This is a genomic window from Bdellovibrionales bacterium (assembly GCA_019750295.1).
In the GTDB taxonomy this organism is placed as follows: Bacteria; Bdellovibrionota; Bdellovibrionia; order Bdellovibrionales; family JAGQZY01; genus JAIEOS01.
In genome coordinates this window covers 1-12952 of sequence record JAIEOS010000089.1, presented here as the reverse complement: position 1 = coordinate 12952, position 12952 = coordinate 1, and the positions used below count along the sequence as shown (strand labels likewise).

Genomic DNA, 12952 nt, shown 5'->3' with positions numbered 1-12952 from the left:
CTTTCCACAATTTTTAATATGGTCAAAGCTTCATTCGGAGGATCATCATGTTTTCATCAGAAGGCATCAGCAAAAAGCTGGGCGAATATCTTAGAGTTAAGCGGGTAGATGCAGGTTTATCGCAAAAGCAAGTGGCTGATAAATTAAAGTATTCAACACCTCAATTTGTTTCGAATTTTGAACGCGGTCTTTGTGCGCCACCAATGAAGGCATTGAGAGTCCTCGTCCGTCTTTATAACCTCAACGCGTCTGAGTTCACAAATTTTGTATTGGAACTCCAAGAGGAGTATTTAAAAAGAGAGATCCAGGGTGTTTCTCGCGCTCGTAAGGCGAAGTAATAAGTTGTAGATTAGACGATCAAATCTTAAAAGCCAGGCTTTAACCTGGCTTTTTTATTTTGGAGCAGGGGATTTTAAATAATACGTCTTCTCAAGCAACGAGGTTTTTGTTAGTTGATTTTCCAGGGGGCGTTGCCTTTGGCCCAGATGGTCTCCAGGACGCGTTTGTCTCTGAGAGTATCGCAGGGTTGCCAAAAGCCTGTGTGGTGGAAGGCGCCCAATTGTCCCTCGGAGGCTAATCTCGCGAGAGGGTCTCCTTCCCAGGAGGTCTCGTCTCCGTTCACGTAGTCAATCACCTTGGGCTCTAGGACGAAGAATCCTCCGTTGATCCAGCCGATGTCGTGGTTGGGTTTTTCTTCGAAGCGCGTGACTTGGTTCTTGTCGTTAATAGTTAAAACTCCAAATCGTCCGGAGGGTTGTACGGCGGCCACGGTGGCCAACTTCCCATGCTTCCGATGAAACGCAATTTCTGCGGTGATATTAATATCAGAGAGCCCATCGCCATAAGTCATGCAGAATGTGTCGTTTCCTAGGTAGGGGGCGACGCGCTTAAGGCGTCCTCCGGTCATCGTCTGTTTGCCTGTGTCGACGAGAGTGACCCGCCAGTCTTCCGCCTGGTTGTTCAGGATCTGGTGATCACCGGTTTTGAGGTCGATCCGCAGATCAGACATGTGACGATAATAATTAAAAAAGAATTCCTTAATAATGTAACCTTTGTCGCCCAAGCAAATCACAAAATCATTAATTCCATGGGAAGAATACCATTTCATGATGTGCCATAATAGTGGTCTGCCACCCACTTCCACCATGGGCTTGGGTTTGGCGTCGGACTCTTCGGAGATCCGAGTGCCGTGTCCTCCAGCAAGTATAACTAGTTTCATAACGTTGAACTCCCTATCAAAGTTTGATGTCCTTTGAGTTCATATTTAAACTTTCCTGCACGATGGCGATGGGTTCCCCACGAAGGAGTAGGTAGATTCGCAGCAGGTATTCGCCAATGATTCCCATTAACAGGGCGTTAAGTCCAATCCCAAATAGCACGAGGAAATGGAGGCTTGTGAAACTGTGGGGAGTGTCTGGGGAGAAATTTTTGAAGAGAGTTGTATAAATGGCTCCCAGGCCGCTCAATCCAAGAATCAAAACTCCAAGAAGAGAGGCGGCTCTCAGAGGAACTGTGGAGTGATTAAAAATCGCTGTGAGTCCCAAGCGCACCAATTGGGAGCCGTTAAATTTACTTTGACCTGCGTTCCGCTCAGAGCGGTCGTAGGGAATTCCCGTTTGGTTAAATCCCAAATTTGCGATCATCCCTCTTAAGTAAGGGTGGGGCGTCTTCATCTGGGAAAGCGCTTGAATGACCTTTCGGTCCACGAGGCGAAAATCCCCCACATCCGGCGGAATCGGGTGATCGCTCAGTTTATCAATCAACCAGCATCCTAAGCGCCGAAGGAAACGGAAAATGAAGTTCTCCGGTCTTTTTCTTCGGATACCATAAACAACTTGATATCCCTGCTGCCAACTGGAAAAAAAATCTTCCAAAAGCTCCGGAGGGTCCTGGAGATCCGCATCAATCTGTAAAACAGCATCTCCCCGTGCGTGCAGATAGTTGGCGAGAATCGATCTCTGGAACCCAAAGTTTTTAGAAAACCGAATGGCACGAACTCGTGGATCTCGCTGAGACAGTGTCGAAAGAATCTGCCATGAGTTATCACCGGAGTGATTGTCCGAGAAAAGGAATTCCAACTCGCATCTATCGCGCATGGTTTCCCCTAATTTGACGAGGCGATCGTACAAAGCATTCAGATTTGCTTCTTCGTTAAGGATGGGTATAGAAATTGTTATTAGCGGTTTTTTTTCGTTCATAACCCCTCTTTGATACAGCAATCTTTAATGTATTTAGTCAATGCGGGCAGGGTTTTTCGGAAACGAATAGGGGCGATAATTTCGTTCGGGATAAATTTCTTATGGTAATTTTCTTCTTTAGGATCCGGTAACGCTCCTAAATGCAAAAGGGAAGACTTTTCGAAAAATTGAAAGATATTTTGGGCGATCGTTTTTAAAGATAAAGACTCTCCATGACTCAGAGGAAGTGCGCCTGTGATTGAAGTTTCGGCGAGTGCGCGAATCGCTTTGGCATCATCTGCATAATGATGATATTCGCGAAGTTGCTGCCCAGAAGTCATCTCTAGGGGTACACCGGACTTTATCGATTGGACCATTTGCCCTAAAAACATAAAAGGATGAGCTGATTCAAGTCCATATAGAGTATGGAGCTGAAGATGTAACACCGGGAATTGTTTTGCGGCAAATCTTTCAACATCCTCTCTTAACCTGATCTTACTTTTTAAGTAAGAGTTGGGTCGGGATCGAATGAAGTCCTCCATCACAGTTCCAAAGGTGACAACTTTAAATCCTAATCGAGATGCTCCATGGATTATATTTTTCGGCAAAAAATAATTCACGCGAAAGTGCTCTTCTTCGGGGAGGCGGGGATCCAATACTCCGGAGGTGACAAAAATCACAGAATTTTCGGCTTTCTTTTTTTTGAAATAGTTTAAGATTTTATTTTCGGCCCCATCCTCGGCCCAGTCTTCGTACACGCTCCTTTCGAGCGAGACGAAGTTTTCACCAAACCCTTCAGCGATGATGGCGCGTCCAAGGCGTCCCTGGGCTCCGATGACGTAAGCGATCATTTTAATCCCTCACGGCGCCAGGATTCAATTTGAGCTAAGGTGATTGATAGTGGAGATTGTTCTTTTCTATAATATTCTCGATACCACCATGCGGTTTCTCGCAAAATACGGTCGATATTCCAGGTAGGGCGCCAGTTAAGTTGGCTTTGGGCCATGGAACTTTCGAGAGTGAGGGACATTGCCTCGGGCAACGGATGATTCAAATATTTAAGTTCTGGTCGGATCCACTCCTCGCTGAGAGATTCGATCACTTGACGAACTGTCAGTGGATTCTGATCACTAGGGCCCAGATTCCAAGCTTTTGCGAAATCACCAGGTCGGGGTGAGATCAGTCCGGCAAGAATCGTTAAATAGCCTTGGACCACGGCAAGTACACTTTGCCAGGGTCGGACGGCGTCGGGATAGCGCAAAGTGAGTGGAGTTTCAGAGACGACAGCCCTGACGAAGTCAGGAATTAATCGATCATCCGACCAATCTCCACCCCCTAGAATATTTCCAGCGCGAGCTGTTGCAATGGCGGGGCCTTCTCCCTTGAGATAAGAAAAAGATGCAGCATAGCTTTGAATGATTAATTCGGCAGCAGCTTTAGAGGCGCTGTAGGGATCGTGACCTCCAAGAGGATCGCTTTCTCGATAGGGTTGGAGTCCCCTGTTGTCTTTATAAACTTTGTCTGTAGTGACGCATAAGACACCTTTGATGCTTTTCACTTTTCGAGCCTGATCGAGAACCTGCCCAGTGCCGAGAGAATTCACTAAAAACGTGTGAAGGGGATCACGATACGATTTTAGGACTAATGGTTGCGCAGCCAGGTGAAGAATAAGTTCTGGCTGAAATTCTTGAAGAGCTCCGGCGAGTTGATCTGGATTGCAAATGTCACCAAACCTGGAATGGACCTGATCTTGTAATCCGAGATCGTGGAAAAATGAAGGACTCGTTTCCGGTTCTAGCGAATATCCGTAAACTTCAGCACCGATGGTTTTAAGCCACAGACTTGCCCAGCCTCCGGTAAATCCCGAATGGCCGGTGACAAAGATTTTTCTTCCGCTGAGTTGTTTTTCGAAATCGTACGCCATTTCCGTCACAATCATAGGAGTTGTCTGTTTCGATCGTCATATCGAAATGTGGCGCGTCAGATGCCAAAGAGCCAGGCGGTGGCCTGGCTTTCAGATTATTTGAATTTAAATTTTTTCAGGAGATCTTTTCCGGCGTCTTTCAGCTTATCTGTTTGCTTACTGGTGGCTTTCTTTTTCTCCTCGTCGAGTTTCGCTTTAAGAGAGTTCATCGCGTCCTCTTGAGATTTAAGAGACACTCCATATTTGTCTTCGAACTGCTTTACATCGCCCAAAAGTTTTTCTTTTTCTTGAGCGACTTTGCCTTCGATCTCAGCACGCAATTTTTGTTTTAACTGAGCGACTTGAGCGTTCAATTCGTTTTTAAGCGCATCTTGAAGGCGTTCTCCCAAGTTAGAGCGAAGGCTGAGATCCAAGTTTTTCCAGGTGCCGCCCGCTCGACCTTGAACGGTGAGAGCTCCAAGGCTGTTGGAAACATTCGTCAGAATCTCTTGAACTTTTTTAGATTTAGCATCCACGAGATAAGCAATCTTATCAAAGCCCGCATTGAAATCGATCTGCAGGTTTTCGTTTTGTAATTCCACCTTGAGATCAGAGGAACCTTTGGCTTCGGAGAAACCAAACTTAACATCACTCGAGTCAGAGAGCACGACGTCCTTTAGCGGAAAGGCGCCCACTTTAATCAAACCTGTTTCCTTAGGGTTATCCGTTGTGTAGTCGACAATAGCGTGAAGGACCACATCGTAGATGTTGCTGTTAGGAAACTGGCCTGAGAGTTTGGCTTCCATAGGCAAACCAATTTGGCGAGGCTCGGTTGTGATATTGAGAAGGACTCCCGAAATATCCCCAGAGAAACCACTTTCCGAAGATTTCGAAGACACTTCCGTCTTTTGAATCCAGAGAAGGGGGTAGCCCTTGGTTTTAGGAAATTTATAGTTCTTACCGACTTCGCGCTCACGAGGAGTAATATCGTCTTTGGTTCGTTCCGATTTGGGCGGTGGCATGTACTCGCGGGCGACGCGCATGTATTTTTCCACGCGTTGAATCTGAGAGGCAAACTGCCGTCCAAAAACGCGCATCGCGAGATCTTTAGGATCAAGTGATGGTAAACCCAATTTACCACCGAGATCGTTTAAGTCCTGATCCACTTGAGCTTTGAGATCTCCGTAAAGATTTTTATACTGTTTTAAATCCGAATTGAGAGAGTCTTTGGACTCTTTGACCATTTTTACTTTGGCATCGACATCCTTGTAAAGTGCATCCACTTCTTTAGCCGCTCTCAGGATGGAGGCAGGATCTTTGCCGTCGACCTTGATGGCTTTCGCGCGCTCTTCGATGGCCTTAAATTCTTCTTTTTTAGGAAGTTTTTCGAGGCGCTCTTTCCAAGCTTGCTCTTTCACTTTAAGTTCGGCCTGAAGCTTTTTTATATATTCCGACGATTTAAGCTGTCCTTCCATTTCCTTAAGTTTAGCTTTGTAGTCGGTCCCTTGAAGCACATCGGCCACATCGCCGAGGATATTACCGTCGAGAACTTTTTGCGTTTCCGCTAAAGCTTGAGACTGAAGGGATTGCATCTGGCTCTCGGAACTTTTCTTTATCGGTAAAACGCGACCGGGGCGTTTTCTCGGAGTATTAATCATGATATTTTTAACGGCAGCCAGGGGAACAACAACTTTACCTCGTAAAAGCCCATCCCAGAGAGCCTTAAAGTCGACCGAGCCAATTTGCACGACGTTCTGGGTGGGGGCCGCTTTGTCTGTGACTTCGATATCACGAATCTCTAAAGAGGCATCAAAGAAGCTCGTTTTAAGACTGCGGATATTCACTTCAGCCCCATTGGCGTAAGTCGCGCCAAACTCAATCCCTCGGCGAAGATGTCCATCAAAGAAGAATCGGAAGTAGGTAAAAAAAAGAGCAAATACGATGAGTGTCGGGACGATGGCCTCGTACCTGATCGGTCCGCCTTTTTTCTTTTTTGTTTTTTTCGTTTTGGGTGCTTTTTTGTCGGATTTGTTTGTCGTCATTACTCTACCCCGTAAAGATTATCGTAGGTGGCGTACCATTTATAAACAGCTGTCGCTTTGAAATATTTCCAAATGCGAGTACGGGCGAGTGCGGCACCGGCCGTGTCGCGGTATTTTTTGATTCCAATCAGCGCAAGGAAGTAAACGACGGGAATCAAGCAGACGGAGACCACTCCAGATCCCATCACGATCGAATTATAAAAACGAGTCAGGGGAACGATGGGCATATTGTAAAGTTCTGTGAAGAGGGGTTTAAGACTTTCGGTTTCGAGAACGGCTGAACCCACGCGGTTGAACAAAGGATCGAGAAAAAACGCGATGAACTTAAAAAAGAAGGCACTCAAAAATGCCGCCCCGATTTGAATTCGGAAAACAAACAGAAGGATGAAGACTAAAAGCGTTTGTAGGGAGAACGCGGGCGTCATTCCTAGGATAAATCCCATGGAGACACCCCAAGCCACCTGCTGAGACCCATTCTCTGAGTGCAGAAGCTTAATTAAGTCAAACAGCTGCTTAAGTAACATTGTCATAAAGAACCTCGCAATTTTGTTTAGAAGTATATCTCAAGTGGGGAGACTGGCAAGGTTGAGACGGAGGCCACACCAATGGTGACTTTATGAGTTAAAGTCCTAAGTTTGAGTCCTGAACCACAGTGTTTACTTGTCCAAAAAGCCGTGCAGAGTTATGAGTAATACATATCCGATTCAGTTTTGACGAGGTGCAATCATGGCTATTCCTTATCTCGATTTAACAGCTCAGTATAAAAAAATCCAAGCTCAGGTGGAGCCGCGAATTCTTAAAATTCTCGCCAGTGGCCAGTACGTGATGGGGCCCGAGCCCGTGGCTTGCGAAAAAAGTTTGGCTGAATTTGTCGGATCGAAATTCGCCTACACCGTTTCGAACGGCACGATCGCATTAAGTATCGCACTCATGTCCATTGACTTAAAACCGGGTGATGAAGTCATCACGACGTCATTTTCTTTTTTCGCCACGGCAGAAGTGATCTCCTCTCTCGGAGCAAAACCTGTCTTTGTTGATGTGGATCCTGTGTCCTATAACATCGACCCGCGATGGATCGAAAGCAAGGTGACCTCTAAGACAAAGGCGATCATTCCCGTGGGAATCTTTGGTCAACCTCCAGACATGGACGAGATCAACGAAATCGCGCGCAAGCACAAGCTCTATGTGATTGAAGATGCGGCCCAAAGTTTTGGAGCCACCTACAAAGGTAAGCGCAGTTGCAACCTCTCCCATATCGGATGCACGAGCTTTTTCCCGGCGAAGCCCTTAGGATGTGCCGGTGACGGGGGAGCTGTTTTTACTTCGGATCCCGATTTAGGGAAAAAACTCGATTTTATTCGAAATCACGGGCAAACTCGTCGCTATTATCATGAATACATTGGTGTGAATGGTCGTCTGGATCCGATCCAGTGCGTGTTTATTGCCGAAAGATTAAAAACCTATCAGCAGGATATCGAAGCTCGTCAGGCTGTGGCGGCGCAGTATAACGCGGCCTTTGAATCTTTGAGTGCGGTGAAGATTCCTCGTCTCAAAGACAACCATCGTGATTCCGTTTACGGGCAATACACTCTCGTGGTTGAGAATCGAGAGCAGTTTATTAAATCACTCAGTGATAAAGGGGTTCCGACTTCGGTCCACTATCCCATGGGAATCCACGAACAACCCATCTACAAAGAGATTTACCAGCCTTTACCGATCACCGAGCATCTTTCTCAGCGTGTGGTGAGCTTACCGCTTTATCCCACGATTCCTCAGGCTCATATTGAGCAAGTGATTGATGCGGTCAAAGCGGCGGTTTCTTAACGTATGCTGATCACCGCATTCTCTTGCTCTTGCGCTTTTTTGATTTCTTTGTTTTTAACCCGACAATACCGAGTTTTCGCGACCGAGCGAAAACTTTTAGATGTGCCCAACGAGAGAAGTTCTCACGTTGACCCTGTTCCCCGAGGAGCGGGGATCTCTTTTTTTATCGCCTTCAATGTTATCCTAGGATTTTTATTATGGCGCCATCACATCACTTTAGAGTACGCGTTTCCGCTGTTGCTCGGAGGCACCGGCGTTGTTCTCCTGGGGTACTGGGACGACGTGAGTTCGGTGGCGGCCGGGATTCGACTGTTCGTACATTTTTTAGCTTCGATTTTTATTTTTAGTCTGCTTTCGAGTGGTTTTACTCGAACGGTAGAGATTTCGTTTTTACCCTCTTTGCCGTGGCTCACCGGCATTTTTTGTGTGTTGTTTATTATGTGGTTCATTAACCTCTATAACTTTATGGATGGTTGCGATGGACTGGCGACGTCCATTGGCATAGCCGGTGCTGGATTGATTGCGGTGATCTCATTGATCCAGGGAAACATGAATCTAGCTCTGATTTACATTGTCCTCGCTTATGCCCTGGGCGGGTTTTTAGTTTTTAACTGGTCTCCCGCCAAAGTCTTTATGGGCGATGCCGGAGCGTATTTTTTGGGTTACGTTTTTGGATCCTTAGCTCTGATATCTAAAATGTACTACTCAAGCTCCTTGTATGTTCATCTTATTATTTTTGGCTGCTTTGTGGTGGACGCAACGTGGACCTTGCTTCGTCGTGCCGCCCGCGGAGAGAAAGTCTATTTAGGTCACAAGATGCACGCTTTTCAAAAGTTACTGGAGAGAGGTTGGGGGCATGCGCGAGTGACGTCTCTCTATGTTTTAGTCACGGTCCTTTGGTTATTTCCGATGTCGTTATTGTGCGTCTATAACCAGGAGTATGGATTTCGCTTTTTAGTCATCGCGTACATACCCTTATTTATTTTTGCTTTGGCCGTGGGCGCGGGCAGCAAGTCTACAGGGATTAAGACATGAATTTTGGCTACACGATTGATAAAAAAATCATCGAAGTTCTCAAGGAAAACTCGTTCACTGTCTCGGCCGAGATCGTGCCTCCCCGGAACGGTCAAAACCAGCAACAAACTCTTCAACAACTCAAGGAAGTGATCGAGTCGGGTGTCCACTTTTTATCGGTCACCAAAGGTGCTGGGGGCAGTTTGCGCGGCGGGACCCTTCCGATGTCTCAATCGATTAAAGACCACTTTAGTCGGCCTTGTATTGCCCATTTTACCTGTCGTGATCTTCTTCCCGAGGAGATCGAAAACAATTTGATCGATCACCACTACTTTGGAATTCGCAATATCTTAGCTTTGCGTGGAGACCCTCCCGTAGGCACCAATGAGTGGTTGCCACGAGACGGGGGATACTCCTTCGCCTACGAGCTGATCGATCAAATCCGAAATCTCAATCAAGGGCAGTTTATTCAACGCAAGGGATTTGCGGTAGGTGAGCGTGAACCGACAGATTTTTGTATTGGTTGCGCCGTATACCCCGAGCATCCGAACCCGGTGGAGCGTATCGAGTTTGCAAAACAGAAATTTCTCAGAGGCGCCGAATATGGGATCACCCAGATGGTGTTCGATGACGAAATTCATGAGAAGTTTTTAAATGAATTGGCCGTCAACGGTATCTATCAACCCATCTTGCCAGGGTTACGTATTTTAAAAAATAAAAAGCAGGGGCGATTGATGAGCAGCCGATTTGGTTGTTCCGTGCCGGAGTGGTATATGAAGATGTTACCTGACGACGGCGAAGTCGCCTCGCAAGAACAAGTTTTAGAGCCCTTTTTGATGTTGGTGGATAAATTTAAAAAAGTGGGTGCTCCTGGGGTCCATATGTTTGTCCTCTCGGATACAAATAACTGTAGTAAAGCGGTCCAGATCATTTTGAAATAACTTGATCGGTATCATGATGGAGTTCAGAGAATACATATGGTTCCAAAAAAACTTCTCGTCGTCAAAAACAGAGCTTTAGGTGATGCGGTCATTTCTTTATCAACATTGAACTATCTTCGACAGATTTTGCCAAATACGGAAATCATTTATGCGGTCCCTCGTTGGACATTTCCTTTATTTCAGAATGTGGAGACGTCGGCTGACCAGATTATTCCGTTTGATCTTAAGACACCCTTGGACTGGTGGAAGGCATTTAGAATGCTCAATCGTCTTGAAGTGGATTGCGTTTTCGAGATGTTTCAGAGCGGCAGAACGCAGAAGTTTTTCAAATTATACTCTCGACTTAAAGGCATCCCGTACCTGCCACACAATCACCATAAAGAACATGCCAACGATGGATTAGTTCTAGATCAAGGGATACTTAAACCTGTGATTCAAAGAGATCTCGATGGAGCTTGGTCTTTTTTTGGAAAGCCAAGAGGTAAATCTGTTCCTGATTATAAGAAGTATCAGCCCGACTGGACATTGAAGCGCCCGGTGCAGCCCTTGCCGCAGATCATTTTTGGAATGGTCGCCTCTCGTCCAGAAAAGATGTACCCTACTGAAGAGTTTGCCGCACTGGCTCGATTAATCCACAAGGAATATCCTCATATGGAGATTCTGGCGCCGTTGTCCCATTCCGCACAGGACTCAAAAATAGAAAGTGCGATTTATTCAACGGGTGCACCGATTAGTATCGTCAGAAAATCTCTTTCGGAGTTGCCCGCCTTATTTGCCCAGTCCCGCATTTACATCGGAAACGACACGGGCTTAAAGCACATCGCCATCGCCAGTGGCATTCCCACTGTCACTTTGTTTGGTCCCGAACTTCCTTTGGAATGGCATCCTTACGATACCAAGAATCATCCGTATTTGTTTATTACTAATGATCAGACTCCGACGAAGCCCTCTGAAGTTTGGCAACAGGCATTACAACTCTTTAGCGGCTTTTAAGGCTTCTTCAGCCGCAATTTTTTTGACGTAAACCTCGAAATCGGGATCTTCACCTTGAAGCAGATAAGTGAGGGCTTCGCGGAAGTCTCGCCGTTTACACCAATAGCGAATGTAATCTTCCCAGCTTGACCACAAACGACGAGTTTGGCCGCTCATATTCTCTTCGTACACAAGAATGAAGGCGCGTTCAAAAAGGGAAATAAGAATATCAAAGATGATTCTTTTGCGTTCCTCCTGCTCGTCGCCCAACTGGCTTTCGCCGGAATTTTGGGAGGTCAGTTTGAGATCCGCATTTTCCAAGAGAAGTTTTAGAAAATCGGCGTATTCGTCCGATAAACGTTGGTAAAGTTCTTCGTCCTCGTTGTTCCGCTCTTTTTTTTGATCAATCATAAATACGATGATGGCGAAGGGTAAACCCACAACGGTAACGACGTAGCTGGCGAGTTCCCAGAATTCCAAACTCAGCATTTACAAGTTCTCCTTTTCGAAAAATTCACAGTGAATATCAGATGGTAGCATTGAAATGAACGGAAGGATAAAAATTAAAATCGGAAAGATGACAAGCGAAGACAAAATGTTTGAATTCTTATCGGTTCGTAGGCGTGCCCAAAGTCCCTGTCTTCGGACAGATGTGAGTGACTGAGTCCTTACGCTCCGAAATCCGTGACTTTGTAGAAAGCGGCGAAGGTTCGTCGGGGAAAAATAATAGAGATGAGGAGAAGGAAAATCTTTTTGCCAGAGGCGCTCGAAAAAACCTTTATAATGAAACCGGGCGAGAAGAGTGGCGAGTCGATAAAAAAATCCTTGAGAGCTAGGCAGATTGATTATCAAAAGGCCCTTGGGGTTGAGGTGTCGCGAACACGCTGTAACAACATTCTGAATATCCGGAATGTGTTCGAAGACATCGTTAAAGCAGATGATATCAAACTTTTCCTCGGGGTTTAACGCCTCTGGAAAATAACCCTGTCGGACGTTGAGGTGAGCGGCGGGCCGTTTGTTGATCAACATCGAGGGCTCAATTCCAAGGGCTATAAAATTTGCCTTTTTCGCCTCCTCCAAAAACCAACCATGACCGCTTCCGCACTCCAACAATGTGGTCGAGCTGCTCTTGGGTCTAAGTATAAGCAACTGCGCCATTATTTTTTTAAAATTACTCTGACGAAGACTTCTTATACCGTCCTCTCTCTGGGTCTCGTCGAGAGTTGTAAGAAGGTCTATGGCGGGAGTCAGGTCTGATACAAAAAAGTCACAAGACGGACATCTTTTGCACCAAAGGCTGATGTGGGTTTGGAGAGAAGTGTTGCAAATAGGACAATGGGTATAAGTTTTTATCATTAAGAGATGTTAACTATACCGTTCACTGGATGCCTCGAGTCAAGTCCCTCTTAAATCTGGCGTAAGTAAGGATAAAAAAATTCTAGAGGGTCCAACGATAAAGTGCTAACATGCGTTAATGATGAAGCCCTTAGTTACTATAGTCACGCCTGCATTCAATGCGTCTCAACACATTGAACATACTCTCGAGTCTGTGCTCGCTCAGAGTTATGCGAACTGGGAATTGCTCATCGTCGTCGATAGAAATAGCAAGGATGATACCGATCGGATTGCGGAGACGTTTGCCTCCCGTGACCCGCGCATTCGCGTCCTTCCCACACCCGCGGTCAACGGAGTCGCTGCCAATCGAAACGCGGCCATCGAGGCTTCTCGCGGAGAGTTTCTCGCTTTTCTGGACGCTGACGATATCTGGCACTATCGGAAATTGGAATCTCAGCTGAATTTTATGCTCGAGAAAAATATCGACTTTTCATTTACTGGTTACAATTTGATCAACCATAAGGGGGAGCGATTAAATTGTACCTTTCGGGCTCCTGAGCGTTTGTCCTACGCCGATCTTTTAAAGCATGTTCACCCTATCGGTTGTCTCACTGTTATGTTGAGAAAGTCTAAATTTCAAAATATTCAGTTTAAGCAAAAGGGTTCCGAGGACTTTTTACTATGGCTCCAGCTTTTAAAGCAGACTCCTTACATTTATGGCGTGCCCGAGGTTTTGGGAAGTTA

At 46.0% G+C, this 12952-nt stretch carries 14 protein-coding genes; 6 read left to right on the top strand and 8 right to left on the bottom strand.

What is annotated here, in order from left to right:
* Positions 1 to 47: 47 nt before the first annotated feature.
* The gene (locus K2Q26_13010) at positions 48 to 338 is read left to right on the top strand and encodes a helix-turn-helix domain-containing protein (GenBank protein MBY0316440.1); all 291 of its coding nucleotides are present in this window, start codon (positions 48 to 50) and stop codon (positions 336 to 338) included.
* Positions 339 to 448: 110 nt separating this feature from the next.
* Here the strand turns inward: K2Q26_13010 and rfbF are convergent, their stop codons facing one another.
* The 6 genes from rfbF to K2Q26_12980 all read right to left on the bottom strand — a co-directional run bounded on the left by rfbF (position 449) and on the right by K2Q26_12980 (position 6652).
* Positions 449 to 1219 carry a glucose-1-phosphate cytidylyltransferase gene (gene rfbF, locus K2Q26_13005; GenBank protein ID MBY0316439.1) on the bottom strand — a complete coding sequence of 257 codons (771 nt, stop codon included), beginning with the start codon at positions 1217 to 1219 and terminating at the stop codon, positions 449 to 451.
* Between the two features lie 16 nt (positions 1220 to 1235).
* Positions 1236 to 2198: a glycosyltransferase family 2 protein gene (locus K2Q26_13000; protein ID MBY0316438.1), complete on the bottom strand. Its 963-nt coding sequence runs from the start codon at positions 2196 to 2198 to the stop codon at positions 1236 to 1238.
* The gene (locus tag K2Q26_12995) at positions 2195 to 3028 is read right to left on the bottom strand and encodes an NAD-dependent epimerase/dehydratase family protein (GenBank protein MBY0316437.1); all 834 of its coding nucleotides are present in this window, start codon (positions 3026 to 3028) and stop codon (positions 2195 to 2197) included. Before K2Q26_12995 ends, K2Q26_13000 begins: the two co-directional genes overlap by 4 nt.
* Positions 3025 to 4116, bottom strand: coding sequence for a CDP-glucose 4,6-dehydratase (gene rfbG, locus K2Q26_12990; GenBank protein ID MBY0316436.1), 1092 nt, complete (start codon positions 4114 to 4116; stop codon positions 3025 to 3027). Before rfbG ends, K2Q26_12995 begins: the two co-directional genes overlap by 4 nt.
* An 80-nt stretch (positions 4117 to 4196) precedes the next feature.
* Positions 4197 to 6122 carry a TIGR03545 family protein gene (locus K2Q26_12985; GenBank protein ID MBY0316435.1) on the bottom strand — a complete coding sequence of 642 codons (1926 nt, stop codon included), beginning with the start codon at positions 6120 to 6122 and terminating at the stop codon, positions 4197 to 4199.
* Entirely contained in the window at positions 6122 to 6652 is a 531-nt protein-coding gene (locus tag K2Q26_12980; protein ID MBY0316434.1) for a TIGR03546 family protein, read from the bottom strand. The genes K2Q26_12985 and K2Q26_12980 overlap by 1 nt, the downstream gene beginning before the upstream one ends.
* Positions 6653 to 6854: 202 nt before the next feature.
* On the opposite strand from K2Q26_12980, the gene K2Q26_12975 reads away from it, so the two are divergent.
* The 4 genes from K2Q26_12975 to K2Q26_12960 are packed head-to-tail and all read left to right on the top strand — an operon-like array spanning position 6855 to position 10894.
* A complete protein-coding gene (locus K2Q26_12975; protein ID MBY0316433.1) occupies positions 6855 to 7946 on the top strand; it encodes a DegT/DnrJ/EryC1/StrS family aminotransferase in 1092 nt (363 codons plus the stop codon).
* Positions 7947 to 7949: 3 nt separating this feature from the next.
* Complete coding sequence (locus tag K2Q26_12970) at positions 7950 to 8981, top strand: glycosyltransferase family 4 protein (protein MBY0316432.1); 1032 nt, start codon at positions 7950 to 7952, stop codon at positions 8979 to 8981.
* The gene (locus tag K2Q26_12965; GenBank protein MBY0316431.1) at positions 8978 to 9901 is read left to right on the top strand and encodes a methylenetetrahydrofolate reductase; all 924 of its coding nucleotides are present in this window, start codon (positions 8978 to 8980) and stop codon (positions 9899 to 9901) included. Before K2Q26_12970 ends, K2Q26_12965 begins: the two co-directional genes overlap by 4 nt.
* A 36-nt stretch (positions 9902 to 9937) precedes the next feature.
* Positions 9938 to 10894, top strand: coding sequence for a hypothetical protein (locus tag K2Q26_12960; protein ID MBY0316430.1), 957 nt, complete (start codon positions 9938 to 9940; stop codon positions 10892 to 10894).
* On the opposite strand, the gene K2Q26_12955 is transcribed toward K2Q26_12960, so the two are convergent.
* A complete protein-coding gene (locus tag K2Q26_12955) occupies positions 10871 to 11362 on the bottom strand; it encodes a hypothetical protein (protein ID MBY0316429.1) in 492 nt (163 codons plus the stop codon). The two genes, K2Q26_12960 and K2Q26_12955, sit on opposite strands and share 24 nt — an antisense overlap.
* The gene (locus tag K2Q26_12950; protein ID MBY0316428.1) at positions 11363 to 12031 is read right to left on the bottom strand and encodes a class I SAM-dependent methyltransferase; all 669 of its coding nucleotides are present in this window, start codon (positions 12029 to 12031) and stop codon (positions 11363 to 11365) included.
* Positions 12032 to 12347: 316 nt separating this feature from the next.
* On the opposite strand from K2Q26_12950, the gene K2Q26_12945 reads away from it, so the two are divergent.
* Positions 12348 to 12952: glycosyltransferase (locus K2Q26_12945; protein MBY0316427.1), on the top strand; the 605-nt coding region annotated here is incomplete at its 3' end.